The organism is Streptomyces sp. NPDC038280, assembly GCF_055600045.1.
The window spans coordinates 1-25,339 of record NZ_JBVJYZ010000015.1 but is presented as its reverse complement, the minus strand read 5'-3'; the positions used below and the strand labels follow the sequence as shown (position 1 = coordinate 25,339).

The following is a 25,339-nucleotide window of genomic DNA, read 5'->3' as shown; positions in this document are numbered from 1 at the left end:
GCTGGGATCGCATTGCCAACAAGGAGGAATAATGATCAAGAAGGTTGTCGCCGCTGCGGCTGCCACTGGCGGTCTGGTGCTCGCGAGCGCCGGTATGGCCGTTGCCGACTCTGGTGCGCAGGGTGCCGCCATCAACTCTGGTGGCCTGCTCTCCGGCAACGTCATCCAGGCCCCCATCCACGTGCCGGTGAACGTGTGCGGCAACACAGTGAACGTGATCGGGCTGCTGAACCCCACCTTCGGCAACACCTGCATCAACAAGTGACGTTGGGCCTCAACCCCTTGAGGGTCTGAGCCCGGTCGGCCCCGGAGTGCACGCCATGCGCTCCGGGGCCCGTGGGTATTTCGCCTCCGGGTGATCCGCCCGGCGGCATTTCGGAAGCCTAGAAGGCAGGGAACAAGCTATGCGACAGGTCACCCGCAAAGGCCTGATCATTGTGGCGGCCGCGGGCGGCGTACTCGCCCTCGGCGGCGGATATGCTCACGCCGATTCGAACGCCCGTGGTGAGACGTCGAATTCCGGGGGCATCGCCTCCGGAAACACCGTCCAGGTCCCCGTGCACGCGCCGGTGAACGCCTGCGGCAACACCGTGAACGTCGTCGGGGTGCTCAACCCCTCCATCGGCAACAAGTGCGCCAATGTCTCGAAGAAGCCGGGCCACAGCGCGTCCGGTTCGAGCGCGTCGGGGAAGACCACGAACTCCGGTGGGGTCGCGTCCGGCAACACGGTGCAGGTCCCCGTGCACGCGCCGGTGAACGCCTGCGGCAACACCGTGGACGTCGTCGGGGTGCTCAACCCCTCCATCGGCAACAAGTGCGCCAACGGGTCGGGCGTCGAGCGCCCGGGCCACCCGGGCGAGCCCGGAAACCCGGGTAACCCCGGCAACCCGGGTAACCCCGGCAACCCCGGCAACCCCGGCAACCCTGGTAACCCCGGCAACCCCGGCAATCCGGGCCACCCGGGAGAGCCGGGTAACCCCGGTCACCCCGGTGAGCCCGGCAACCCCGGCACCCCGGGTAAGCCCGGCGAGCCGAACGAGCCCAACCTGCCCGGCCCCCAGACCGTCACGCCGCCGTCCGGCGCCACCGAGGAGCTCGCGCAGACCGGTTCCGGTCCGCTCGCCGCGGTGATCCCGGCCGGAGCGGCTCTGCTGCTCGGCGGTGCGGTGCTCTACCGCCGCGCCCGCCGGTCCGCCCAGTAACGCGGTCCGCGCGACAAGCGCACGGAGCGGGCCCCGCCGTCGCGGGGCCCGCTCCTTCGTATGTGCTCCGTCCCACATCGTGGGGACGGGGTCTCACCAGGTGGCGCGGATCTGGCGGATGATGCGCCGGCGCAGCCGCACCCTGCGACTGCCGTCCCGGTGCAGGCTCAGGCGGTCCAACTCCCAGTGTCCGTACTCGGCATGGTCGGTCAGCAGGCGCGTCGCCTCCTGGCGGGAGACACCGCGCGGCACGTACACGTCGACAAATTCGTATTCCGGCATCGCATCTATTGTGCGGGCAGAGCCCCTGTACGGATAGCGTCTGTTCCATGTCTGATGCTGCGCAGCCCACCGCTGCCGAGGTACGTGCCGCCGCCGAGGCGGTCAAAGCCGCACTGGACCGTCATCTGGAGGCGGTGGAACGCCGTACGGGCGATGACGACCCGGCCGTCTACAGCGCGTTCAACGCCCTCGCCGCGGCCGCCGAGGCGTACGACGAGCGCCTCTACGACCGGTACGACGAGGTCACGCCCTTCGAGATCCCGGGCGCCGACGACTCCATGCCGCCCTACGCGGGCCCCGAGGAACCGAACGCCCTCAGCGTGCTGATCCGCCGCGACTACGCGGTGGTCGAGCCCCACCGCCTGCTCGCCCAGGCGCAGCGCATCGCCGACCTCGACCCGGACGACGAAGGGACGCAGGACGTGCCCGCGGTCGGGGCCAGCGTCCACGCGGCCCTCGGTGTGCTGTTCGGCGAGTTCGAACCGGACGAAATCGCCTCCCGCCACAAGGAGTTCGGTCTCGAAGAGGGCGACTCCACCCTGTGGGTCACCGCCGCCGAGGAACTGCCCGACCCCGGAGAGTGGCTGACCACGCCGTTCGACCAGGCGGATCCCGAGAGCATCGTCTGCCGCTTCGACGTCAGCGCCGTGTTCGACGACGACCTCGAGGAGCACGGGGAGGACGACACCGAAGGCGTCTGACCCGCGTCCCGGAGTTCGGTGGGGGTACCGGCATCGGTACCCCCACCTCCCTGTTTCGGTTCTTATTCGGCGGCAGCCACGCTCAGCAGCCCTTCGAGGAGCGGCCGCAGCCGCGTCGTACGGTCCTGGGACGCAACGGCAGCCACCGCCCGGGGCAGCGCCTGGTCCACGCCCTGTACCACCGAGAGATGGCGCTCACCGCGTCCGAAGGCGGTGTACACCCAGGCGCGGCTCAGCCCCTGCGCGGCGTCGCCCGGCAGCACCACGACCGCCGCCGGCCAGCGCATGCCCGCCGCCTGGTGCGCGGTCAGCGCCCAGCCGTGGCGGACCGCCGACTCGACCCGCTCCTTCGGCACGACGACCGGGTCGCCCTCGCAGTCGAGCCGCAGGCCCTCGGCGTCCGCCGAGACGACCGTCCCGGCCAGCGTGCGACCGGGCGCGGGTGAGTACGCCACCCGGTCGCCCGGGTCGAAACCGCCGAACCGGCCGGGCCCCGGGTTGAGCCGTTGCTTGAGCGCGGTGTTCAGCGCCCGCGTTCCGGCCGAGCCGCCGTGCCCCACGGTGATGACCTGGGTCTGCTCGGACGGGATGCCGAAGGCCCGGGGCACCGAGTCGGCGACCAGCTGCACCGCGCGGTGCACCGCCTCGCCCGCGTCCTTGACCGGGACGATCACGACCTCCTTGCCCGGCGCCTCGACCGGGTTCAGCTCCCCGATCCCGACCCCGGAGACCAACTCGCCGATCGGGCCCGGATCGGGTGTCCGCGAGGCGATCTGCGGGCACACCCGAGCGGCCAGCACATCCCCGAACACCCGGCCCGCGCCCGCCGACCCGAGCACTCCCGGGTCGCCGCTGAGTACCAGCCGACAGCCGTCCGGCAGCGACTCCACCAGCATCGCGGCCGTCTCCACGTCCAGCTGGGGGCCGTCCAGGACGATCAGGAGGTCGAGTGCGAAGGTCCCCTCCGCGTCCCGCCCCGGTCCGCCGGTCCCCGACAGCAGAGCGGCCACGGTGACGGCTCCGGCCGCCGCGCCGAGCCTCCGTGCCCCGTTGTCGCTGTGTGTCGCCACGACGGTTCGCAGGCCCAGCTCGCGCGCGGCGGCGGCCAGCGCGACCGGCTCGGCGCGTGCGGCGTCACCGCCGGTGTGGGCGACGAGGCCGTGACCGGCGCACGCGCGGATCAGCTCGGCCGCCGACGGCGAGGGCGCGGCGGCCGCCGCCTCGTCCCAGCTGTCCGAGGGGCCCGTCCTGACGAGCCGGGCGAGCCCGTCGGCCAGCGACTCCTCGGCCAGCGCGTACCGGTCGAGGCCCAGCAGCACCGGCGCGGCTTCGCCGCTCTCCTCCGCCGACGGTGCCTCCCGGCCGGTCTCTCCGCCGGTCTCTTCGTCGGCATCCCCCTCGGGCGCCTCGACGCCGAGGTCCTCCTGCTCCTCCTGGAACACCAGCACCACGGCCTCGGCGACGGCCTGCCGCACGGCTTCCGCCGGGTCCGGCACCTTGCGCTCCGCGAGCGCCGCGCGCACCGCCGCCAGTTCGAGAGCCGTGTGCCCCTGGAGCGCGGCGCGCTCCAGCAGCCAGCCCACGAGCGCGGTCGCCCGGCGCGGATCACCGGGGCCGCAGGCGTCGCCGAGCAGCGCCCGCGCGAAGCCGTCGGCTTGCTCGGGCCGGACTCCCGGCACCGAGAGCAGCTGCCACGGGTCCTCGGTCAATACGTCCGCGGCCGACTCGCCCAGTACCCCGGCGACCTTCGCCGCGAGCGACTCGGGCGCGCCACCCCTGGCCAGCACGCCCCGTACGGACTCCAACGTCTCGGGAGCGACGGCGCGGACCGGCGCCTGCGCCGCCTCGGGGACCGGGGGCCTCGCCGGGGTGACGGCGGGGGGTGCGGGACGCCGGGGCTCGGGTGCCGGGGAGTCGTAGAACGCGCTGCCCGACTTCTCGCCGCTCTCCACGGCCCGAACCGCCGCGAGCAGGTCGGCGGCCTTGCCGCTCAGCTTGGTGCCCGCCTCGACCGGTCCCGCCTTCTCGGCCTTGCGCTGCTCGATCCGCTCCCGCAGCTCCCGCTGGGCGGCCAGCTCGGCCGCGGCCTCGGACAGCTGAGCCGTCTCCTGCGCCGCCTCCGCAGCATCCCCGTCGACGCTCTCCGCCGGGCCGTCGGCTTCGGTCCCCGCGTTCTCCTCGGTCCCCGGCCGGGATTCGGCCTCGGCCGGGGACCCGGCCTCCTCCGCGGCCGTCTCCGCGTCGACGCCGGGCTCGCCGGTCTCGACGGCGTCGTCCTCGGCCGGGGGTCCGGGGGCGGTTCCCCGGGAAGGCACAGTCACAGCGTGCTCCAGTCCTGATCGGGATAGCGGTGCACGGGCGCCGACACGTCGTCGAGCGCCTGGCAGATCTCGTCAGGAAGACTAAGGCTCTCCACTGACAACGCCGCCGCGAGCTGCTGCGCGTTGCGCGCGCCCACGATCGGGGCCGTCACCCCGGGTCGGTCCCGCACCCATGCCAGCGCCACATGCAGAGGAGTGGCGGCGAGCCCGTCCGCGGCCGTCGCCACCGCGTCCACGATCCTGCTCGCCGCGTCGTCCAGATACGGCTCCACGAAGGGCGCCATCGTCTCCGACGCGCCCCTCGAGTCGGCCGGAGTCGCCTTGCGGTACTTGCCCGTCAGCACCCCGCGCCCCAGGGGTGAGGACGGCAGCAGCCCTATCCCGAGGTCCAGCGCGGCGGGCAGCACCTCGCGCTCGATGCCGCGCTGGAGCAGCGAGTACTCCATCTGTGTGGCCGCCAGCCGGGTCCGCGTCCCCGGTGCGGACAGCTGCCAGGTCGCGGCCTTGGCGAGCTGCCATCCGCAGAAGTTCGACACGCCCGCGTACCGGGCGCGCCCGGTGGCCACCGCGATGTCCAGTGCCTGAAGCGTTTCCTCCAGCGGGGTGTGCGGGTCGAAGGCGTGGATCTGCCACAGGTCCACGTAGTCGGTACCGAGCCGGGCGAGGGAGGCGTCGAGCGCCGCCAGGAGATGCCCGCGCGAGGCGTCGAACCGCCGTCCCGGGTCCGGGTCCGGCACGCTGCCCGCCTTGGTGGCGACGACCAGATCGCGCCGGGGGACGAGCCGCTCCATGAGCCGGCCGAGCAGATACTCCGCCTCCCCGCCGCCGTACACGTCCGCCGTGTCCACCAGCGTGCCGCCGGCGTCCCAGAAGGCCTTCAACTGGTCGGCGGCGTCGTGCTCCTCGGTACCCCGGCCCCAGGTGAGGGTGCCGAGCCCGATCCGTGACACGCGCAGGCCCGTTCGGCCGAGATGCCTCTGCTCCATGGGCGCGAGATTACTGGCCAAGACCCCACGCGGAGAGAGCCTGTGGACAACCTCCCCCTGACGAATCCGGCACCCGCGCGCTAGAGTCCCCGCCACAGGGACGTTACTGATCAGTAAAGAGGGAGCGTTTATGCGGCTCGGCATCAACCTCGGCTACTGGGGCGCGGGCATGGACGGCGACAACCTCGCGGTCGCCCAGGAGGCGGACCGCCTCGGCTACGACGTCTGCTGGGCCGCCGAGGCGTACGGCTCCGACGCCCCCACGGTGCTGTCCTGGGTCGCCGCGCAGACGGAGTCCATCGACATCGGCTCGGCGATCATGCAGATTCCGGCCCGCCAGCCGGCGATGACCGCCATGACGGCCGCCACCCTCGACTCGCTCTCGGGCGGCCGGTTCCGGCTGGGCCTCGGTGTGTCCGGGCCGCAGGTCTCCGAGGGCTGGTACGGCGTGAAGTTCGACAAGCCGCTGGCCCGCACCCGGGAGTACGTCGAGATCGTCCGCAAGGCGATGTCCCGCGAGCGGCTCTCCTACGAGGGCGAGCACTGGACGCTGCCGCTGCCGGACGGCCCGGGCAAGCCGATCAAGCTGACCGTGCACCCGGAGCGGGAGCACATCCCGCTCTACATCGCCGCCATCGGCCCCAAGAACCTGGAGCAGACGGGCGAGATCGCCGATGGTGCCCTGCTGATCTTCCCCTCCGCCGAGCACCTGGAGGACACGGCGATCCGCCACATCCGAGCGGGCCGCGAGAAGGCCGGGAAGACGATGGACGGCTTCGACGTCCATCCGACGCTGGCGGTGGCTCTCGGCGACGACATCCCGGGCCTCGCCGACATGTTCCGCCCGTACACCGCGCTCTATGTGGGGGGCATGGGCAGCCGCAAGCAGAACTTCTACAACCAGCTCGCGCAGCGCATGGGCTATGAGAAGGAAGCCGCCGAGATCCAGGAGAAGTACCTCGCGGGGGACAAGGCGGGAGCCGCCGCCGCCGTGCCGCAGCAGCTGATCGACCAGACGACGCTGCTGGGTTCCGTGGAGCGGATCGCGGACCGGATGAGCGCGTACGCGGAGGCCGGTGTCACGACTCTGACGCTCGCCCCGGCGGGCTTCACCCTCGAGGAGCGCCTCGCGGCCCTCCGCGCCGGCACCGAAGCCCTGGAGCGGGCGGGCCTGGCGTAACAACGAGGGGCCGAGGGCAAGTCTGCGGCCGTGGTGCCCGGGTCGCGTGGCGGACCCGGGTGGGCGCTGGGAGAGCCGGGTGCGCGCTGGGAGAGCCGAAAGCAAGTCTGCGGCCGTGGTGGGGGCTCGGGGGGTCTTCCCCGCCACGGCCGTCACGCAGCACAACGCGTCACGGCCCCCCGGGGTTACTGGCGCGCGCTCCTCGGAGTCATTCTTTTGGCGCAGCCACCGCGCCCACCTGTTGCCGGGCCCCCCGTCCCGGATTTCACTCGTTCCATGCGCACGCCCGCATGGAGGTGGCAGTGATGCTCTCGGCCCGAAGCCTGTTCCAGGAAATCATCGACAGCGACGACTCGTTCCAGCTGTTCTGCTCCATCGCCGCCAGCGGCGAGACCCAGGGGGGCTGGGAGAACGCGCGGATCGCCGCGCTCGTCCCCGAGAGCATGCGGCACCTCGCGCCCAAGATCACCCGGCACGGCGCGGACGAGGACAAGCACGGCCGGATCTTCAACGCGCTGCTCAAGAAGCGCGGTCTGAAGCCGGTGGAGGTGCCCCCGGAGACCGACTACACCATGCTGCTCGAGAGGAGCGGCATCGGCCTCGCCCACGACAAGCTGCGCCGCGAGGAGCCGCTGACCGAGGAGGACATCCTCGTCTACCTCTCGCACAGCCGCGTCACCGAACAACGCGCCGCCGATCAGATGGTCATGCTCATGAAAAATTTCGGCGACCACCCCGAGGTCGGCAAGGCGATCCGGATCATCAGCGAAGACGAGACGAACCATCTGTCCTACTGCCACGAGGAGTTGCTGCGCCTCGCCTACGCCGGGGTCGGCCGCGCCATCCAGCGCACCCTGCGCGAGTGCGCTCTCACCGAGATCAGGATCTACCGCGACGTCAGCCTCGCCGTCATGGCCCACATGGGGCCCCTGCTCGGCTGGCCGAAGGCCAAGTCGGCCGCGCTCACCGCGGGAATCCGCGGCATGCACGCCTTCGAGCGGGCCGGCGGCTGGCGGCGCATGGTCGATCTCAGGATGCCCGAGCGGCGCGACGCGCTCGGCGGGCCGGCCAAGCCCGCCCCGGCGTTCTGAGCCCGGCAGGATCCGCAGGACACTCCCTAGAGCCAGCCCCGCCGCTTGAACAGCCGGAAGAGACCGAACACCACGCCGGCCATCAGCAGCACCACCGCCGGATAGGACCACCCCCACCCCAGCTCCGGCATGTGGTCGAAGTTCATGCCGTAGACCCCGGCGACCATCGTCGGCACCGCGGCCATCGCCGCCCACGCGGAGATCTTGCGCATGTCGTCGTTCTGCCGCACCCCCATCTGCGCGAGGTGCGCCGACAGGACGTCCGACAGCAGCCGGTCCAGCCCCTCCACCTGCTCATTGGCACGCGTCAGATGGTCGCCGACGTCCCGGAAGAAGGGCTGCGACTCGACGTTCACAAACGGCACGGTCCCGCCCGCGAGGCGTGCCATCGGGCCCATCAGCGGACCGGTCGCCCGGCGGAACTCCAGTACCTGCCGTTTGGCCGTGTAGATCCTCGCCGCCGTCGTCTTCGGATTACCGCCACTCGGTGCGAAGACCTCCGCCTCCAGCTCCTCCAGGTCGACCTGGAGCTCGGCCGCCACCTCCGTGTAGTGGTCCACGACGGCGTCGCTCACCGCGTAGAGCACGGCCGTCGGCCCGTGCCGCAGGACATCCGGCGCGGCCTCCAGCCGCCGGCGTACGTCCCCCAGCGGCGCGCTCTCCCCGTGCCGGACGGTCACCACGAACGAATCGCCCATGAACACCATCAGCTCGTCCGTGGTCACGCGGTCGCTCTCCGGCTCGTACACCACCGGCTTGAGCACCACGAAGAGCGAGTCGTCGTAGACCTCCATCTTCGGCCGCTGATGGGCCTTCAGCGCGTCCTCGACGGCCAGCGGGTGCAGGCCGAACTCCTCGGAGACATGCGCGAACTCCTTCTCCGTCGGCTCATGCAGCCCTATCCACAGGAAGGAGTCCCCGGCCGCCCGCGCCTCATCGAGCGCGTCCGACAGATCGGAGGGTCCTTCCGTGCGGCTTCCGTCCCGGTAAATGGCGCAGTCCACGATCACGGCGGGTATTCTTCCCGCTCCCGGGCACCTCGCACATACGCGTTCGCCCCCGGCCTTCTAGGCTGGCGGGCATGGCCACGCTGATCCTCGTCCGTCATGGACGGTCCACCGCCAACACCGCCGGGATCCTCGCGGGCTGGACCCCCGGGGTCGCGCTCGACGAGCGCGGCGCCGCCCAGGCCGCCGCGCTCCCCGGGCGACTGGCCTCCGTGCCGCTCGCCGCCGCCGTCAGCAGCCCCCTCCAGCGCTGCCGGGAGACCCTGCAGCCCCTGCTCGACGCCCGCCCGGAGCTGACGCTCCACACGGAGGACCGGATCGGCGAGTGCGACTACGGCGACTGGTCCGGTCGCAAGCTCGCCGAGCTCTCCGACGAGCCGCTGATGGAGATCGTCCAGCACCACGCCTCGGCGGCCGCCTTCCCCGGCGGCGAGTCGATGCGGGCCATGCAGGCGCGTGCCGTCGAGGCCGTACGGGAGTGGAACGAGCGGATCGACCGCGAGCACGGCGAGGACGCGGCGTATGTGATGTGCTCGCACGGCGACATCATCAAGTCGATCGTCGCCGACGCGCTCGGCATGCATCTCGACCTCTTCCAGCGGATTCATGTGGACCCGTGCTCGGTGACCGCCATCCGCTACACCCGGCTGCGGCCCTTCCTGGTCCGGCTCGGCGACACCGGTGATTTCGGTGCGCTCGCTCCGCGCGAGACGGCAGGCGAGGGCACCGCGGGGGCCGGCGACAGCGGGGCCGCGGAGGTAGGGGGCGGTGCGGGCGCACCGTGATCGCTTCGCGCAGTAGGGTGGACGGGCCGCCGCACGGCCACGGGGACAACCCCGGGGCCCCACGGCCCGATTGCCGTCGCTAGCCCGACAGCCGCCGAATCCCGGCCGTCGATTCACAAGGGAGACAGGAACGTGTCCCGTCAGGTGTTCCTCTACGACCCGCCGGAGCGCTTCGTGGCCGGTACGGTCGGGCTGCCTGGCCGCCGTACGTTCTTCCTGCAGGCCTCCGCCGCGGGACGGGTCACCAGCGTCGCCCTGGAGAAGACCCAGGTCGCCGCGCTCGCCGAGCGGATCGACGAACTGCTCGACGAGGTCGTCCGGCGCACCGGCGGCAACGCGCCTGTGCCGGCCGTCGCCCCCGCCGAGGTCTCCGACACCGCGCCGCTTGACGCCCCGGTGGAGGAGGAGTTCCGCGTCGGCACCATGGCCCTGGCCTGGGACGGCGAGGACCAGCGGATGATCGTCGAGGCGCAGGCCCTCGTCGAGCTCGACGTCGACTCCGAGGAAGATCTCGCCGAGGCCGAGGAGCGGCTGCTCCAGGACGAGGAGAACGGCCCGCCGATGCTCCGGGTCCGGCTGACCGGGGCGCAGGCCAGGGCCTTCGCCAAGCGCGCCCTGGACGTGGTCAACGCCGGCCGCCCGCCGTGCCCGCTGTGCAGCCTGCCGCTCGACCCGGAAGGACACGTATGCCCGCGCCAGAACGGATACCGCCGGGGGGCGTGAGCGTGCTCGACCTCCTCGTCAAGGGCGAGCTGACCGTCCGGGGCCAGGTCCGCGAGGCGTCCAACGCGGTGCTGTACTGCTCGGTCGCGTACGAGGGCGAAGAGGCGCACTGCGTCTACAAGCCGGTGGCGGGCGAGCGGCCGCTGTGGGACTTCCCGGACGGGACGCTGGCCCAGCGGGAGGTCGCCGCCTACGAACTCTCCGAGGCCACCGGCTGGGGACTCGTACCGCCGACCGTTCTGCGCGACGGGCCCTACGGCGAGGGCATGTGCCAGCTCTGGATCGAGACGGCTCCCTCGTCGGTCTCCTCGCTGCTCGCCCTGGTCGAGGACGACGAACCGGGGGACGGCTGGAAGGCGGTCGGCCTCGCCCAGGTCGACGAGGACCGCACCGCGCTCCTGGTCCACGCCGACGATCCCGTGCTGCGCCGCCTCTCGGTGCTCGACGCGGTGATCAACAACGGTGACCGCAAGGGCGGTCATCTGCTGCCTGCCCCCGACGGGCGGCTGTACGCCATCGACCACGGCGTCACCTTCAACGTCGACGACAAGCTCCGCACGCTGCTGTGGGGATGGGCGGGCGAACCGCTGCCGGCCGAGGCGTCCGCGGTGCTCGACCGGCTGGACGCCGACCTCGCGGCCGGCACTCCTCTCGCCACCCGGCTGGCGGAACTGCTGACCGCCGCCGAGATCGACGCGGTCCGCGCCCGGGTGGGCAGGCTCCGGGCGACCGGAGTCCACCCGGAGCCGTCCGGGCAGTGGCCCGCCATCCCCTGGCCCCCGGTCTGACCTGGTCGGTTCGCCCGGCGAGCGGGCCCCGGTCCGCTCTGCCCCGGTACGTTCCGCCATGCACGCACGCCGCCGCATCGCAAGAGCGCCTAATCGGTCAAGATCCCGGATCCGGTTCGTATCCGGAACATGCGTCCGGTTACGCTCAAGACATGCATGCCTGGCCCGCTTCTGAGGTCCCCGCCCTGCCCGGCAAGGGCCGCGACCTCCGGATCCACGACACCGCGACCGGGGGTCCCGTGACCCTGGATCCCGGTCCCGTCGCCCGTATCTATGTGTGCGGCATCACGCCGTACGACGCGACCCACATGGGTCACGCGGCGACCTACAACGCGTTCGACCTCGTGCAGCGCGTGTGGCTCGACAACAAGCGGCAGGTTCACTACGTCCAGAACGTGACCGACGTGGACGATCCGCTCCTGGAGCGCGCCCTCCGCGACGGCATCGACTGGGTCGGGCTCGCCGAGCGCGAGACGTCCCTGTTCCGCGAGGACATGACCGCTCTGCGGATGCTGCCGCCCCAGCACTACATCGGCGCCGTCGAGGCGATACCCGGCATCGTGCCGCTCGTCGAGCGGCTGCGGGACGCGGGCGCCGCCTATGAGCTCGAGGGCGACATCTACTTCTCCGTCGAGGCCGACCCGCACTTCGGCGAGGTGTCGCACTACGACGCCGAGCTGATGCGGCGGCTCTCCGCCGAGCGTGGCGGCGACCCCGAGCGGCCCGGCAAGAAGAACCCGCTCGACCCGATGCTCTGGATGGCCGCCCGCGAGGGCGAGCCGAGCTGGGACGGCGCGAGCCTCGGCCCCGGCCGGCCCGGCTGGCACATCGAGTGCGTCGCCATCGCCCTGGACCACCTCGGCATGGGTTTCGACGTGCAGGGCGGCGGGTCCGACCTGGTGTTCCCGCACCACGAGATGGGCGCCTCGCACGCCCAGGCGCTGACCGGCGAGTTCCCCATGGCCAAGGCCTATGTGCACGCCGGCATGGTCGCCCTGAACGGCGAGAAGATGTCCAAGTCCAAGGGCAACCTGGTCTTCGTCTCCGCGCTGCGGCGTGACGGCGTGGACCCGGCGGCCATCCGGCTCGCGCTTCTCTCGCACCACTACCGCGCGGACTGGGAGTGGACCGACCAGGTCCTCGAGGACGCTCTGGAGCGGCTCGGCCGCTGGCGCGCCGCCGTCTCGCGGCCCGACGGTCCGTTGGCCGACGCCCTGGTCGAGGAGGTTCGCGAGGCGCTCGCGAACGACCTCGACGCGCCGGCCGCCCTCGCGGCCGTCGACCGCTGGGCCGAGCGGCAGCGGGTCGAGGGCGGTACGGACGAGGGCGCGCCGGGACTCGTCTCGCGCACCGTCGACGCACTGCTCGGTGTGGCCCTGTAACAAGCAGCTCCGCGCAACACCCTTTCACGCAGCCGCCCTTGGACTTCTCGTCGAAGTCCAAGGGCGGTTCCGTTTTGTCCTTGGCTGGATGCTTGTTTCTGCGCTAAATACGCTCTATGCAATCACCAATACGCATGAGAGCTGTGGTGGCCGCCGCCCTGCTCGGTCTCCTGGCGGTGTTCGCCGGACCGGCAAGCGCCGAGGGCAGCGACCGGGCCGAGCCGGCGCCCACCACCGTCGGCGACGTCACCGGCTTCACCGCCGCCGGGCCCGTCTACCGCCTGACGGCCGGCAAGGCGGAGGCCCGCGTCACCTTCGTCTCCACCGAGACCTTCCGCATCGAACTCGCGCCGGACGGGAAGTTCACCGACCCCACCGGCACCGACATCGTCCTGCCCCAGGGCAGCCCGCCCGCCACCCGCTGGCAGGACAAGGGCGACCGCTATGAACTCAGCACGTCACTTGTCACGCTGCGCGCCTACAAGACACCGCTGCGCTTCGCCCTCCACCGTGCCGACGGAAGCCAGATCTGGGCCGAGGCGAAGGGCCTGAGCTGGACCGGCGACCGCACCACCCAGACCCTCGCCCGGGGCGCGGCCGAGCAGTTCTACGGCGCCGGAATGCAGAACGGCCGCGGCAACACCTCCCATCGAGGCAAGACCGTCGAGGTCGGCGTCGACTACAACTGGAACGACGGCGGCCACCCCAACTCCGTGCCGTTCTACCTCTCTTCGGCGGGATACGGCGTCTACCGCAACACCTACGCGCCCAATACCTATGTCTTCGGCGAGCCCGTCACCACCACCGCCAAGGAACAGCGCTTCGACGCCTACTACTTCGCGGGACCCGGCGCCAAGGACGTCATCGGCCAGTACACCAAGCTGACCGGCAAGCCCTTCATGCCCCCGGTCTACGGCCTGGAGATCGGCGACGCCGACTGCTATCTGCACAACGCCAACCGCGGCGAGCGCCACACCCTCGACGCCCTCGAGGTCGCCGACGGCTACGTCCGGAACGACATGCCCAACGGCTGGATGCTCGTCAACGACGGCTACGGCTGCGGCTATGAGAACCTCGCCGAGACCGCCACGGGCCTCCAGCAGCGCAAGACACAGCTCGGCCTGTGGACCGAGGACGGCATCGCCAAGCTCGGCGAGCAGGTCAAGGCCGGCCAGCGGGTCGCCAAGCTCGACGTCGCCTGGGTCGGCGACGGCTACAAGTTCGCCCTCGACGGCTGCAAGGACGCCCACAAGGGCATCGAGGACAACAGCGACGCCCGCGGCTTCACCTGGGCCCCCGAGAGCTGGTCGGGCGCCCAGCGCTGCGGCGTCCAGTGGTCCGGCGACCAGTCCGGCACCTGGGAGTACATCCGCTGGCAGATCCCGACCTACGCCGGCGCATCCATGTCCGGCCTCGCCTACACCACCGGAGACGTCGACGGCATCTTCGGCGGCAGCGCCAAGACCTACACCCGCGACCTCCAGTGGAAGATGTTCCTGCCGGTCACGATGACGATGGACGGGTGGGCCGCCAACGACAAGCAGCCCTTCCGGTACGGCGAGCCGTACACCTCCGTCAACCGCGACTACCTCAAGCTCCACGAGTCACTGCTGCCGTACATCTACACCCACGCCCACCGCGCGACGACGACGGGAGTGGGCCTGGCCCGGCCGCTGGCCCTCGAATACCCGGGCGACCCCACGGCCGCCACGGACGCCGCGAAGTACGAGTTCCTCAGCGGCGAGGACTTCCTGGTGGCCCCCGTCTACCAGGACGCCACCGAGCGCGACGGGATCTACCTCCCCAAGGGAACGTGGATCGACTACTGGAGCGGGCGCACCTACGAGGGCCCGGTCACCGTCGACGACTACAGCGCCCCGCTGGACACCCTGCCGCTGTTCGTCCGCGCCGGTGCCACCGTCCCGATGTGGCCCGGCGGCATCCGCTCGTACGCCGACCGGACCGCCGACTCGCCGCTCGCCTGGGACATCTACCCGCAGGGGCGGTCGTCCTTCGAGCTGTACGAGGACGACGGCGTCACCCGGCAGCACCGCACCGGGAAGTACGCCACCCAGCGCGCCGACGTCGAGGCGCCGCAGCGCGGCGCGGGCGACGTGACCGTGCACATCGGCGCCGCCAAGGGCTCCTACCAGGGCAAGCCGACGACGCGACCGTACGACTTCACCGTGCACACCGGTGACGCGCCGAGCAGGGTGACGGTCGCCGACCGTGCCCTGCCGAGGCTCACCTCGCGGTCCGCGTTCGAAGCGGCGGCCCAAGGCTGGTGGTACGACCGCGACGACCGCGGGGGAGTGGTGAAGGTCAAGACCGCCTCCCTGCGCACCGACCGCCCCTTCGACCTGGAGCTGGAGGACACCAGCGCGGTCGGCGGCGCCGTCGCGGGCGCCGCCGCCACCGTCGCCGTGCCCGCCGGGCAGGAGCTGGGCGCGGGTGCGCCCGGTACGGTCACCGTCGACGTCACCGCCGGCACCCGCGACGCCACCGGCGTCGAGGTGCGGCCGACCGCCCCGGCCGGCTGGCAGGTCTCCGCGTCCACGGTGGACCGCGTCCCCGCGGGCACGACCAAGCGCGTCTCGGTGTCCGTGACCCCGCCCAAGGACGCCACGCCGGGAGAGGTGACGCTAACCGCGACCGCCCGCTACCGCTCGGCCGGCGAAGCACGCACCGCCGCCCAGCGGTTCGCGGTCGGTGTGATGCCCGAGCCGCCGGCCGCCGACGCGTGGGCGAGCGACCTGGTGTGGCTGAAGGCGACGAACGGCTGGGGCCCGCCGGAACGCGACCGCTCCAACGGCGAGTCCGGCGCGAGTGACGGCCGTACCCTCACCCTCGCCGGTAAGACCTACGAGAAAGGCGTCGGCGCCCACGCCGATTCCGACATCGAGGCCTACCTCGGCGGCCGTTGCACCGCGTTCACCGCCGACGTCGGCATCGACGACGAGATCAACGGCTATGGGGAGGTGGCCTTCTCCGTGGAGGCGGACGGCAGGGTGCTGTGGACCTCGCCCAAGCTCACCGGAGCATCGGCGACCGTACCCGTGAACGTCGATGTGACCGGGGCGCGGCACGTCCGGCTGAAGGTCACCGACACCAACGGATCCAAGAGCGGAGACCACGCGGACTGGGCCTCCGCGCGGTTCGACTGCGCCTGACACCGAACCGGGCGCCGGGCGGGCCCTTCCCTGCCCGCCCGGCGCCCCTCGCCGTACTCGATCAACGATGCGCGGAGGCACCGCATGTGATGAGGTATCAGCGACCACAGACACATGTTCGGAAGGACGATCGATGCCTCGCTCTCTGGCAAGAAGAAGATTCCTCGGAGCCGCCGCGGGCCTCGGCGGCGCGGCGCTCATCGCACCGCTCGGCGGCACGGCACACGCGGCCGGGACGGGCCAGGGTGCGGGGCCCGGGGCGGGGGGAGCCTGGCCGGCCCGCTTCCTGCTGCCTTCAGGATTCCGGCCGGAGGGCATCGCCATAGGCCACAGCCCCTACGCCTACTTCGGCTCGTTGGGCAACGGGGACGTGTACCGGGCCAGTCTGGCCACCGGCCGGGGCCGGATCGTCAGCAAGGGCCTCGGGGACGGTCGCGCCACCGTAGGACTGAAGATCGACCGGGCCGAGCGGCGGCTGTTCCTCGCCGGTGGCTGGAGCCGCGAGATCCGGGTCGCCGACGCCCACTCGGGGGAGCTCGTCCGCACCTTCTCCGGCCTCGGCGCCGACACGACCATGGTGAACGACGTCGTCCTCACACCGGACGCGGCCTGGTTCACCGACTCGTACCAGCCGCAGCTCTACCGGCTGGCCCTGGACCGCAAGGGCGATCCCGCCCGCGAGGTGACGACCCTCCCGCTCGGCGGTGACTGGACCCAGGGCCCCGACTTCACGGCCAACGGCATCGAGCGGACACCGGACGGCCGCGCCCTCCTGGTCGTGAACACCGTCGCCGACGGCGGCACGCTGATGCGGATCGACCCGCGTGACGGCGCCGCCCGCGCGGTCGACCTCGACGGGCTCAAGATCCCCTTCGGCGACGGGCTGCTGCTCCTGGGGCGCACGCTCTACATCGTGCAGCAGCAGCTCAACCAGATCGACGTGGTGCGGCTGAACGGGTCGGGCAGCGCGGGTGTCGCCGTCGCGCGGATCACCGACCCGCAGCGGTTCCGGATCCCGACGACGGCGGCGGCCTGGGGCGACCGGATCTATCTGCCCAACGCCCGCTTCGACGTGGAGCCCGCCCCGGACGTCGAGTACGACGTCGTGGCGGTCGATCAGGTGTGACGCGAGGGGGGCGGTGCCGAATTCGGCACCGCCCCCTCCGCACGCTCCTGCTCCGGTGGGTCCTTCTCGGCTCAGTCCTCGGACGAGCCGGGGGCGTCCCCGCCCCCGGCCTCTGAGTCAGGCTGATCCGGCCCCGCCTCCGGGCCCGCGTCCTGCCCCGTCTCGGGGCCCGCCTTCGGCGGCTTGGGCGGCTTCGCCCGCCCGCTGGTCGGGGTCCCACCGCGCCCGCCGGGCGCGGGGGGAGTGTCCCGCAGATACGAACCGTCACCGATGTCGGTGGCGTGCCCCGTCCCGGGCCCGCCGTCGCGCCGCCGCAGGTACCGCTCGAACTCGCGGGCGATGGCCTCCCCCGACGCCTCCGGAAGCTCCGCGGTGTCCCGGGCCTCCTCCAGCGTCTGGACGTACTCCGCCACCTCACTGTCCTCGGAGGCCAGTTGGTCGACCCCGAGCTGCCAGGCCCGGGCGTCCTCGGGCAGTTCGCCCAGCGGGATCCGGAGATCGATCAGGTCTTCCAGCCGGTTGAGGAGCGCCAGCGTGGCCTTGGGGTTGGGCGGCTGCGACACATAGTGGGGCACCGCCGCCCACAGGCTCACCGCCGGGACCCCCGCGTGCGTACACGCCTCCTGGAGGATGCCGACGATGCCGGTCGGCCCTTCGTAGCGCGTCTCCTCCAGGTCCATGGTCCGCGCCAGATCGGGATCGGAAGTGACACCGCTGACCGGCACCGGGCGGGTGTGCGGGGTGTCGCCGAGCAGCGCGCCCAGGATCACCACCATCTCCACGCCCAGCTCATGGGCGAAGCCCAGAATCTCGTTGCAGAACGAACGCCAGCGCATCGACGGCTCGATGCCGCGCACCAGGACCAGATCGCGGGGCTTCTCGCCGCCGACCCTGACCACGGAGAGACGGGTCGTCGGCCAGGTGATCTTCCGTACTCCGCCGTCCAGCCAGACCGTGGGCCGGTTGACCTGGAAGTCGTAGTAGTCCTCGGCGTCAAGCGCCGCGAACACCTCGCCCTTCCACTCCCGATCCAAGTGCGCGACCGCGGTGGAGGCGGCGTCGCCGGCGTCGTTCCAGCCCTCGAACGCGGCCACCATGACCGGGTCGATCAGCTCGGGAACCCCCTCGAGCTCGATCACCCAGCGCCTCCTTCCGAAGTTCCTGCCGTACGGACCAACCTTACGGCTTTCAGGGGCCCGGCCCGCAGCCCCTGTGCACCGGCGGGTGGGTTCCTGGCCTTGATCGACTACCCATCCGTACGGGTTCGCACACGGCGCATCGCGGAGCCCGCCGCCCACGCGGGGACGACGGGCTCCGTGATGCGCCGCGGTGTGGGGAATCACTCGTCCCACAGGGTGCTCGGAGCCCCCTTCCGCACGTCCCACTGGCCTTCCCCCGTCGAGCCCTAACAGAGAGAAGTGCGGCCTCCGCGCCCTTGCCGACGACGAGTTCGATCCGGCCCAGGAGATCTGGTCGAGCGTCGCGGAGCCGGCACCATGGCGGCCGCATGGCATGAGTAAGGGGCGGCCTCCCAGGAGACCGCCCCTTACCCGTGCCGTGCTACCTGCCGAGCATCCCCTCGACCTTGGCGCGGATCTCGTCCGTCGCCAGACCGCGGATCGTCAGCGTCGTGCGGCGGCGCAGGACGTCGTCCGCCGTCTCGGCCCACTCGTGGTCGCGGGCGTAGGCGACCTGCGCCCAGATCTCCGGCGCGTCCGGGTGGACGCGCTCGGCGAGCTCCGGGTTCTCGTTCGCCATGCGGGCGATCTCGAAGGAGAGCGAACCGTAGTGCGTGGCCAGGTGCTTGGCCGTGTCGGCGGCCATGCGCGGACCGGGCGCGGGGCCGTCGACCAGCAGCCGGTGCGCGACCGCGTTCGGGTTGGCTATGCCGGGCAGCGGCATCCGCTTGGGCAGTTCGGACACGGGCTCGTAGTCCTCGCCCAGCGGCCCGCCCGGCAGCGACTCCAGCTTCCGCATGACCGTGCGGCCGATGTGGCGGAAGGTCGTCCACTTGCCGCCGGCCACCGACAGCATGCCGCCGCGGCCCTCGGTGACGACCGTCTCGCGCTTGGCCTTGGAGGTGTCGCCGGGACCGCCCGGCAGCACCCGCAGACCAGCGAAGGAGTAGGTGATCAGATCGCGGGACAGCTGCTGGTCGCGGATGGAGAACGCGGCCTCGTCCAGGATCTGCGCGGTGTCCTTCTCGGTGACCGCGACCTCGCCCGGGTCGCCCTCGTACTCCTCGTCGGTCGTACCGAGCAGCAGCATGTCCTCCCAGGGGAGGGCGAAGGTGATGCGGTACTTGTCGATCGGGGTGGCCAGGGCGGCCTTCCACGGGGAGGTCCGCTTGAGGACCAGGTGCGCGCCCTTGGAGAGCCGGATGGACGGAGCCGCGTTCGGGTCCTCCATCGTGCGCAAGTGGTCGACCCACGGGCCGGTGGCGTTGAGGACGAGACGCGCGCTGACGCCGAACTCGTCACCGCTCGTACGGTCCTTGAGCTCCGCGCCGGTGACCCGGCCGCGGGTGAACCGCAGCCCGGTGACCTCGGCGTGGTTGAGGACGACGGCGCCGGCGTCGACGGCCGCGCGGACCGTCATCAGCGCCATCCGGGAGTCGTTCATCTGGTCGTCGCCGTACACGGCCACGGCCTTCAGATTGTCCGTGCGCAGCTCAGGGACGTCCTGCGCGGCCTTGGAGGGGCTCAGCAGGTGCCCGACGCCGTCACCGAAGGCGGACAGCGCCGAGTAGGCGAAGACGCCCGCGCCCAGCTTGGCGGCGCCATGCGGGCCGCCCTTGTAGACGGGCAGGTAGAAGGTGAGCGGGTTGGCGAGGTGCGGTGCCACCTGGCGTGACACCGCACGCCGCTCGAAGTGGTTCTCCGCCACCAGCTTCACCGCGCCGGTCTGCAGATAGCGCAGACCGCCGTGGAGCAGCTTGGAGGAGGCGGAGGAGGTGGCGCCGGCGAAGTCACCGGCGTCCACCAGGGCCACCCGCAGCCCGGACTGGGCGGCGTGCCAGGCGGTGGAGATGCCGAGGATGCCGCCGCCGATCACCAGGAGGTCGTACGTCGCCTTGGAAAGCTGCTCCCGAGTCTCGGCGCGGCTCGGCAGGGAACCGGCAGCCGGGTGCGTCCCGAGGGCGGGGACGCTCTGCAGGGTGGTCATGTCGCTTACTCCTCGTCAGTTCTCTTCTTCGAGCCAGCCCATGGAGCGTTCGACCGCCTTCAGCCAGCTCTTGTACTCGCTGTCGCGCTTGTCGGCGTCCATGCGGGGGGTCCACTCGGCGGCCCTGCGCCAGTTGGCGCGCAGTGCGTCGGTGTCGGGCCAGAAGCCGACGGCCAGGCCGGCGGCGTATGCGGCGCCGAGGCAGGTCGTCTCGGCGACCATGGGGCGCACCACCGGCGCGTCCAGGAAGTCCGAGAGGGTCTGCATCAGCAGGTTGTTGGAGGTCATACCGCCGTCGACCTTGAGCGCGGTCAGTTCGACGCCGGAGTCCTTGGTCATGGCGTCGGTGATCTCGCGGGTCTGCCAGGCGGTGGCCTCGAGAACGGCGCGCGCGATGTGCGCCTTGGTGACGTACCGGGTCAGGCCGGCGATCACACCGCGGGCGTCGGAGCGCCAGTACGGGGCGAACAGTCCGGAGAAGGCCGGCACGAAGTAGGCGCCGCCGTTGTCCTCGACGGAGGAGGCGAGGGTCTCGATCTCGGCGGCGGAGTTGATCAGGCCCATCTGGTCGCGCATCCACTGGACGAGCGAGCCGGTGACGGCGATGGAGCCCTCGAGGGCGTAGACGGGGGCCTGGTCGCCGATCTTGTAGCCGACGGTGGTGATCAGGCCGCTGTAGGAGTTGATGACCTTCTCGCCGGTGTTCAGCAGCAGGAAGGTGCCGGTGCCGTAGGTCGACTTCGCCTCGCCCTCGGCGAAACACGTCTGCCCGAAGAGCGCGGCCTGCTGGTCGCCCAGTGCCGAGGCGACCGGGACGCCGTCCAGGACGCCGCCCTTGACGTGGCCGTACACCTCGGCGGAGGAGCGGATCACCGGCAGCACGGTCGCCGGGACCTGCATGGACTCCAGGATCTTCTCGTCCCACTCCATGGTGTGCAGGTTCATCAGCATGGTGCGCGAGGCGTTGGTGACGTCGGTGACGTGGTGACCGCCGTCCACACCGCCCGTCAGGTTCCAGATGACCCAGGAGTCCATGGTCCCGAAGAGGATGTCGCCGCGCTCGGCGCGCTCGCGCAGGCCCTCGACGTTGTCCAGGAGCCAGCGGACCTTCGGGCCGGCGAAGTAGGAGGCCAGCGGAAGGCCGGTCTCGCGGCGGAAGCGGTCCTGGCCGACGTTGCGGCCGAGCTCCTTGCACAGGGCGTCGGTGCGCGTGTCCTGCCAGACGATGGCGTTGTGGACGGGCTCACCGGTGTTCTTGTCCCAGAGCAGCGTCGTCTCGCGCTGGTTGGTGATGCCGATCGCCTTGACGTCGGCCGAGGTGATGCCGGCCTTCTCGATGGCGCTCGCCACGACCTCCTGGACGTTGGTCCAGATCTCGGCGGCGTCGTGCTCGACCCAGCCCGGCTTCGGGAAGATCTGCTCGTGCTCCTTCTGGTCGACGGAGACGATGCGTCCGTCGCGGTCGAAGACGATGCAGCGGCTGGAGGTCGTGCCCTGGTCGATCGCGGCGATGAACGGGCCGGTGCCGTGGGAGGAGGTGCTGGGGGTGTGTGCGTCGGTCACGGTTGCTCCCGGAAGTGTGGAAGAAGGACGGCTCAGGCGAACGCGATGTTGTAGATACCCGCGGCGAGGGCTCCACCGATCAACGGTCCGACGACCGGGATCCAGGCGTAGCTCCAGTCGGAGCCGCCCTTGTTCGGGAGCGGCAGCAGGGCGTGCACGATGCGCGGGCCCAGGTCACGGGCCGGGTTGATCGCGTAGCCGGTCGGGCCGCCCAGCGAGAGGCCGATACCGACGACCACGAAGGCGGTGATCAGGGCGCCGATCACACCGAGGCCCTTGCCGCTGTCGTTCAGACCCTGGGTGAGCACCGCGAGGACCAGCACGACGGTGCCGATGATCTCGGTGGCGAGGTTCTGCCAGACATTGCGGACCTCGGGGCCGGTCGAGAAGACGCCGAGTACGGGGCCGGCCTTGGGGGCGGCCTTCTGGTCGACCATGCCCTCCTCGTGCGGAGGCGCGGAGATGATCTCCGGGTCCGTGAGGTGGGCCTGGAACTGTCCGTAGTACGCGACCCAGACCAGGGCGGCACCGACTATGGCGCCGATCAGCTGGCCGGCGAAGTAGACCGGAACGTTGCTCCAGTCGCCGTCCTTGATCGCGATGCCGAGCGTGACCGCGGGATTGAGGTGGGCGCCGGACAGCGTGCCCGTCATGTAGACGGCGGTCATGACCGCGAAGCCCCACCCGAAGGTGATGGCGAGCCAGCCGGCGTTCTGCGCCTTCGAGCGCTTGAGTACAACGGCGGCGACGACGCCACCACCGAGCAGAATGAGTACGGCGGTACCAATGATCTCGCCGATGAAGATGTCGGAGCTGGACACCCGCGACTCCTTTGTCCTTCGTCCAGGGGAAGGCGAACCCCGGGTCCCTCCGGTGGTCCGTGCCCTCAGGTGAGGGCGTTGCCCGGCCGTTGGCGTTGCCACACTCTAGCGCGTATTGCCGGTAGGTGTTCGACAATGCCGACCGATGAACGGCAGTTTTGCGCCCCGGTTAACACGGAGTCAAGGGTTCTGTGGCCGAAAGTCGATTCGTTACCGAGGGGTCCCGCGCGGGCTGCGGAGAGCGCCCCGAGGCTCATATGTCCAGGTCAGGGGTGAGGGCGTCGGACGGCCGGTGCCCGCGCGAAGTGAGTCCGGGGGAGCCCGGCGTGGGTGCCGAGCGCCCAGGCGGGGCAAGGCCGAAGGGGCCCGGCGGGGGTGCCGGGCGCCCCAGTGGGGTCCTGGCCACCAATCCCGTCAGAAACGTGCGGGGCCGTCCGAAGCCGGAGCGTCAGAAGCGGCCGGCGCCCAGGTCGCGGGAGACCGCACGGGCGCAGTCCCGCACCGCGGCCACCAGCTCGGAGCGCAGCTCGCCGTCGTTGCACACCCGCTCCACCGCGCCCGTGATGGCGACCGCGCCCACCGGCATCCGGCGCCGGTCGTGGATGGGCGCCGCCACCGAGGCCACGCCCTCCCAGGTCTCCTCGACGTCCGCGGCCCAGCCGCGCGCGCGGGTCATGTCCAGGACGGCCTCGAAGTCAGGGAGACCGGTGATCGTGCGCGGTGTGAACGTCCGGCGCTCGACCTCCAGCACCTCGCTGTGTGCCACCGGGTCGTACGCCGAGAGCACCTTGCCCAGCGCCGTCGAGTGCAGCGGCTGCATCGCGCCGACCTCCAGCACCTGACGGCTGTCGTCGGGCCGGAAGACGTGGTGGACGATCAGGACGCCGTGCTGGTGGAGGACGCCCAGGTGGACGCTCTCGCCGCTGGAACGGGCCAGGTCGTCCGTCCAGACCAGGGCGCGGGCCCGCAGTTCGTGGACGTCCAGATAGCTGTTGCCCAGCCGTAGCAGCTCGGCGCCCAGCTGGTAGCGGCCCGAGGCCGCGTCCTGCTCCACGAACCCCTCGGCCTGGAGCGTGCGCAGAATGCCGTGGGCCGTCCCCTTGGCCAGGCCCAGGGAGGACGCGATGTCGGACAGGCCGAGCCGGCGCTCGCCACCCGCGAGCAGCCGCAGCATCGCCGCTGCCCGTTCAAGCGACTGGATGTTCTTCGCCATCGCCCGGCCTTCTCCCTTGCCGTTTGGATCCGTGGATCATGAAGTTCGACAATGCTGAACACTATCGGTCCATGCCGAACTTGTGTCACCACTGAAATTGCCCGTCAAGAGTCCGCGCAACCGCGCTCCCCCGTACGGGCCCCGCCACAGCATGCCGTCCGGCCCGTGGGACGACGTGTCCACCCCAGCGGTCCCGCGGTTACTCTGGCCCCGTGCGCCTTCCTCCGAAGACGCAAAGCCGACAGCCGTCGCACTCCAGGGAGCACAATCCATGGCCTCGTTGCCTACCCCTTCCGCTGACAGCCGGACCCGAGCCGCAGCCCTCCGTGAGGCACTCGCCACGCGTGTGGTGGTGGCCGACGGAGCCATGGGCACCATGCTCCAGGCGCAGGACCCCACTCTCGAGGACTTCCAGAACCTCGAAGGGTGCAACGAGATCCTGAACGTGACCCGCCCGGACATCGTCCGCTCGGTCCACCAGGAGTACTTCGCCGTCGGCGTCGACTGTGTCGAGACCAACACCTTCGGCGCGAACTTCGCCGCGCTCAACGAGTACGACATCCCCGAGCGCAACTTCGAGCTGTCCGAGGCCGGCGCCCGGATCGCCCGCGAGGTCGCCGACGAGTTCACCGCCTCCACCGGACAGCAGCGCTGGGTCCTCGGCTCCATGGGCCCCGGCACCAAGCTCCCCACCCTCGGCCACGCCGCGTACACCACCCTGCGCGACGCCTACCAGATCAACGCCGAGGGCATGATCGCCGGTGGCGCCGACGCCCTCCTGGTGGAGACCACCCAGGACCTGCTCCAGACGAAGGCCGCCATCCTCGGTGCCCGCCGCGCCCTGGACGCCGCCGGCCTCGATCTGCCGCTGATCTGCTCCGTCACCGTCGAGACGACCGGCACGATGCTGCTCGGCTCGGAGATCGGCGCCGCGCTCACCGCGCTGGAACCGCTCGGCATCGACATGATCGGGCTGAACTGCGCCACCGGCCCCGCCGAGATGAGCGAGCACCTGCGCTACCTCGCCCGGCACTCCCGGATCCCGCTGTCCTGCATGCCCAACGCCGGCCTGCCCGTGCTCGGCAAGAACGGCGCGCACTACCCCCTGACCGCGCCCGAGCTGGCCGACGCCCAGGAGACCTTCGTCCGCGAATACGGCCTCTCCCTGGTCGGCGGCTGCTGCGGTACGACCCCCGAGCACCTGCGCCAGGTCGTCGAGCGGGTCCGTGACCTCACGCCGACCGTCCGCGACCCGCGCCCCGAGCCCGGCGCCGCCTCGCTCTACCAGACGGTCCCCTTCCGTCAGGACACCGCCTACATGGCGATCGGGGAGCGGACGAACGCCAACGGGTCGAAGAAGTTCCGGGAGGCGATGCTGGAGGGGCGCTGGGACGACTGTGTGGAGATGGCGCGCGACCAGATCCGCGAAGGCGCGCACATGCTCGACCTGTGCGTGGACTATGTCGGCCGGGACGGCGTGGCGGACATGGCGGAGCTGGCGGGCCGGTTCGCGACCGCCTCCACCCTCCCCATCGTGCTCGACTCCACCGAGCTGCCCGTCATCCAGGCAGGCCTGGAGAAGCTCGGCGGCCGCGCGGTCATCAACTCGGTCAACTACGAGGACGGCGACGGGCCCGAGTCGCGTTTCGCCAAGGTCACCGCGCTCGCCAAGGAGCACGGCGCGGCGCTGATCGCGCTGACCATCGACGAGGAGGGCCAGGCCCGTACCGTCGAGAACAAGGTCGCCATCGCCGAGCGGATCATCGACGACCTGACCGGGAACTGGGGCATCCGCGAGTCGGACATCCTCATCGACACGCTCACCTTCACCAT

The 25,339-nt window shown here is 71.3% G+C and carries 21 protein-coding genes; 12 read left to right on the top strand and 9 right to left on the bottom strand.

Features of this window, described 5'->3' with window-relative positions:
- Positions 1 to 31 precede the first annotated feature (31 nt).
- Positions 32 to 265, top strand: a complete 234-nt coding sequence (locus ACZ7J0_RS25850) for a chaplin (protein ID WP_470891179.1) — start codon at positions 32 to 34, stop codon at positions 263 to 265.
- A 139-nt stretch (positions 266 to 404) separates the two neighbouring features.
- Entirely contained in the window at positions 405 to 1,202 is a 798-nt protein-coding gene (locus ACZ7J0_RS25845) for a chaplin (RefSeq protein ID WP_470891177.1), read from the top strand.
- A gap of 93 nt (positions 1,203 to 1,295) precedes the next feature.
- Here the strand turns inward: ACZ7J0_RS25845 and ACZ7J0_RS25840 are convergent, their stop codons facing one another.
- The gene (locus ACZ7J0_RS25840) at positions 1,296 to 1,484 is read right to left on the bottom strand and encodes a DUF5703 family protein (RefSeq protein ID WP_470891176.1); all 189 of its coding nucleotides are present in this window, start codon (positions 1,482 to 1,484) and stop codon (positions 1,296 to 1,298) included.
- 47 nt (positions 1,485 to 1,531) lie between these two features.
- Between ACZ7J0_RS25840 and ACZ7J0_RS25835 the strand changes: the two genes are divergently transcribed.
- Complete coding sequence (locus ACZ7J0_RS25835; protein WP_470891174.1) at positions 1,532 to 2,185, top strand: hypothetical protein; 654 nt, start codon at positions 1,532 to 1,534, stop codon at positions 2,183 to 2,185.
- A 62-nt stretch (positions 2,186 to 2,247) separates the two neighbouring features.
- Here the strand turns inward: ACZ7J0_RS25835 and ACZ7J0_RS25830 are convergent, their stop codons facing one another.
- Entirely contained in the window at positions 2,248 to 4,506 is a 2,259-nt protein-coding gene (locus tag ACZ7J0_RS25830) for a helix-hairpin-helix domain-containing protein (protein ID WP_470891172.1), read from the bottom strand.
- On the bottom strand, positions 4,503 to 5,492 hold the full coding sequence (locus ACZ7J0_RS25825) for an aldo/keto reductase (protein WP_470891170.1): 990 nt from the start codon (positions 5,490 to 5,492) through the stop codon (positions 4,503 to 4,505). The genes ACZ7J0_RS25830 and ACZ7J0_RS25825 overlap by 4 nt, the downstream gene beginning before the upstream one ends.
- Positions 5,493 to 5,622: 130 nt before the next feature.
- On the opposite strand from ACZ7J0_RS25825, the gene ACZ7J0_RS25820 reads away from it, so the two are divergent.
- Both ACZ7J0_RS25820 and ACZ7J0_RS25815 read left to right on the top strand, forming a co-directional pair.
- Entirely contained in the window at positions 5,623 to 6,672 is a 1,050-nt protein-coding gene (locus ACZ7J0_RS25820; RefSeq protein WP_470891168.1) for an LLM class F420-dependent oxidoreductase, read from the top strand.
- 305 nt (positions 6,673 to 6,977) lie between these two features.
- Entirely contained in the window at positions 6,978 to 7,763 is a 786-nt protein-coding gene (locus ACZ7J0_RS25815; protein ID WP_470891166.1) for a ferritin-like domain-containing protein, read from the top strand.
- 26 nt (positions 7,764 to 7,789) lie between these two features.
- On the opposite strand, the gene corA is transcribed toward ACZ7J0_RS25815, so the two are convergent.
- On the bottom strand, positions 7,790 to 8,782 hold the full coding sequence (corA, locus tag ACZ7J0_RS25810; RefSeq protein ID WP_470891406.1) for a magnesium/cobalt transporter CorA: 993 nt from the start codon (positions 8,780 to 8,782) through the stop codon (positions 7,790 to 7,792).
- Between the two features lie 62 nt (positions 8,783 to 8,844).
- Between corA and ACZ7J0_RS25805 the strand changes: the two genes are divergently transcribed.
- The 6 genes from ACZ7J0_RS25805 to ACZ7J0_RS25780 all read left to right on the top strand — a co-directional run bounded on the left by ACZ7J0_RS25805 (position 8,845) and on the right by ACZ7J0_RS25780 (position 16,744).
- Entirely contained in the window at positions 8,845 to 9,555 is a 711-nt protein-coding gene (locus tag ACZ7J0_RS25805; RefSeq protein ID WP_470891164.1) for a histidine phosphatase family protein, read from the top strand.
- A gap of 132 nt (positions 9,556 to 9,687) precedes the next feature.
- The gene (locus ACZ7J0_RS25800; RefSeq protein ID WP_470891162.1) at positions 9,688 to 10,278 is read left to right on the top strand and encodes a DUF3090 domain-containing protein; all 591 of its coding nucleotides are present in this window, start codon (positions 9,688 to 9,690) and stop codon (positions 10,276 to 10,278) included.
- Positions 10,242 to 11,066, top strand: coding sequence for an SCO1664 family protein (locus ACZ7J0_RS25795; RefSeq protein ID WP_470891160.1), 825 nt, complete (start codon positions 10,242 to 10,244; stop codon positions 11,064 to 11,066). The genes ACZ7J0_RS25800 and ACZ7J0_RS25795 overlap by 37 nt, the downstream gene beginning before the upstream one ends.
- A 152-nt stretch (positions 11,067 to 11,218) precedes the next feature.
- Entirely contained in the window at positions 11,219 to 12,448 is a 1,230-nt protein-coding gene (gene mshC / locus ACZ7J0_RS25790) for a cysteine--1-D-myo-inosityl 2-amino-2-deoxy-alpha-D-glucopyranoside ligase (RefSeq protein ID WP_470891158.1), read from the top strand.
- A gap of 116 nt (positions 12,449 to 12,564) precedes the next feature.
- On the top strand, positions 12,565 to 15,618 hold the full coding sequence (locus ACZ7J0_RS25785) for an NPCBM/NEW2 domain-containing protein (RefSeq protein WP_470891156.1): 3,054 nt from the start codon (positions 12,565 to 12,567) through the stop codon (positions 15,616 to 15,618).
- Positions 15,619 to 15,751: 133 nt separating this feature from the next.
- Positions 15,752 to 16,744, top strand: coding sequence for an SMP-30/gluconolactonase/LRE family protein (locus ACZ7J0_RS25780; protein ID WP_470891154.1), 993 nt, complete (start codon positions 15,752 to 15,754; stop codon positions 16,742 to 16,744).
- Positions 16,745 to 16,815: 71 nt separating this feature from the next.
- On the opposite strand, the gene ACZ7J0_RS25775 is transcribed toward ACZ7J0_RS25780, so the two are convergent.
- From ACZ7J0_RS25775 to ACZ7J0_RS25755, 5 genes are all read right to left on the bottom strand, one after another.
- Positions 16,816 to 17,883: a PAC2 family protein gene (locus ACZ7J0_RS25775; protein ID WP_470891152.1), complete on the bottom strand. Its 1,068-nt coding sequence runs from the start codon at positions 17,881 to 17,883 to the stop codon at positions 16,816 to 16,818.
- A gap of 421 nt (positions 17,884 to 18,304) precedes the next feature.
- Positions 18,305 to 19,909 carry a glycerol-3-phosphate dehydrogenase/oxidase gene (locus ACZ7J0_RS25770; RefSeq protein ID WP_470891150.1) on the bottom strand — a complete coding sequence of 535 codons (1,605 nt, stop codon included), beginning with the start codon at positions 19,907 to 19,909 and terminating at the stop codon, positions 18,305 to 18,307.
- 15 nt (positions 19,910 to 19,924) lie between these two features.
- Complete coding sequence (glpK, locus tag ACZ7J0_RS25765; protein ID WP_470891148.1) at positions 19,925 to 21,472, bottom strand: glycerol kinase GlpK; 1,548 nt, start codon at positions 21,470 to 21,472, stop codon at positions 19,925 to 19,927.
- A 32-nt stretch (positions 21,473 to 21,504) separates the two neighbouring features.
- A complete protein-coding gene (locus ACZ7J0_RS25760; protein ID WP_470891147.1) occupies positions 21,505 to 22,293 on the bottom strand; it encodes an MIP/aquaporin family protein in 789 nt (262 codons plus the stop codon).
- A gap of 448 nt (positions 22,294 to 22,741) precedes the next feature.
- Positions 22,742 to 23,506, bottom strand: a complete 765-nt coding sequence (locus ACZ7J0_RS25755) for an IclR family transcriptional regulator (RefSeq protein WP_470891145.1) — start codon at positions 23,504 to 23,506, stop codon at positions 22,742 to 22,744.
- 271 nt (positions 23,507 to 23,777) lie between these two features.
- Here ACZ7J0_RS25755 and ACZ7J0_RS25750 point away from each other — a divergent pair.
- A partial coding sequence (locus tag ACZ7J0_RS25750; RefSeq protein WP_470891143.1) for a homocysteine S-methyltransferase family protein occupies positions 23,778 to 25,339 on the top strand: 1,562 nt, incomplete at its 3' end.

Excerpts from the sequence above, each read along its gene's own strand:
- ACZ7J0_RS25850 (WP_470891179.1), top strand. The coding sequence starts at position 32 with ATGATCAAGAAGGTTGTCGCCGCTGCGGCTGCCACTGGCGGTCTGGTG.
- ACZ7J0_RS25845 (WP_470891177.1), top strand. The coding sequence starts at position 405 with ATGCGACAGGTCACCCGCAAAGGCCTGATCATTGTGGCGGCCGCGGGC.
- ACZ7J0_RS25840 (WP_470891176.1), bottom strand. The coding sequence starts at position 1,484 with ATGCCGGAATACGAATTTGTCGACGTGTACGTGCCGCGCGGTGTCTCC.
- ACZ7J0_RS25835 (WP_470891174.1), top strand. The coding sequence starts at position 1,532 with ATGTCTGATGCTGCGCAGCCCACCGCTGCCGAGGTACGTGCCGCCGCC.
- ACZ7J0_RS25825 (WP_470891170.1), bottom strand. The coding sequence starts at position 5,492 with ATGGAGCAGAGGCATCTCGGCCGAACGGGCCTGCGCGTGTCACGGATC.
- ACZ7J0_RS25820 (WP_470891168.1), top strand. The coding sequence starts at position 5,623 with ATGCGGCTCGGCATCAACCTCGGCTACTGGGGCGCGGGCATGGACGGC.
- ACZ7J0_RS25815 (WP_470891166.1), top strand. The coding sequence starts at position 6,978 with ATGCTCTCGGCCCGAAGCCTGTTCCAGGAAATCATCGACAGCGACGAC.
- ACZ7J0_RS25805 (WP_470891164.1), top strand. The coding sequence starts at position 8,845 with ATGGCCACGCTGATCCTCGTCCGTCATGGACGGTCCACCGCCAACACC.
- ACZ7J0_RS25795 (WP_470891160.1), top strand. The coding sequence starts at position 10,242 with ATGCCCGCGCCAGAACGGATACCGCCGGGGGGCGTGAGCGTGCTCGAC.
- mshC (WP_470891158.1), top strand. The coding sequence starts at position 11,219 with ATGCATGCCTGGCCCGCTTCTGAGGTCCCCGCCCTGCCCGGCAAGGGC.
- ACZ7J0_RS25785 (WP_470891156.1), top strand. The coding sequence starts at position 12,565 with ATGCAATCACCAATACGCATGAGAGCTGTGGTGGCCGCCGCCCTGCTC.
- ACZ7J0_RS25780 (WP_470891154.1), top strand. The coding sequence starts at position 15,752 with ATGCCTCGCTCTCTGGCAAGAAGAAGATTCCTCGGAGCCGCCGCGGGC.
- ACZ7J0_RS25770 (WP_470891150.1), bottom strand. The coding sequence starts at position 19,909 with ATGACCACCCTGCAGAGCGTCCCCGCCCTCGGGACGCACCCGGCTGCC.
- ACZ7J0_RS25755 (WP_470891145.1), bottom strand. The coding sequence starts at position 23,506 with ATGGCGAAGAACATCCAGTCGCTTGAACGGGCAGCGGCGATGCTGCGG.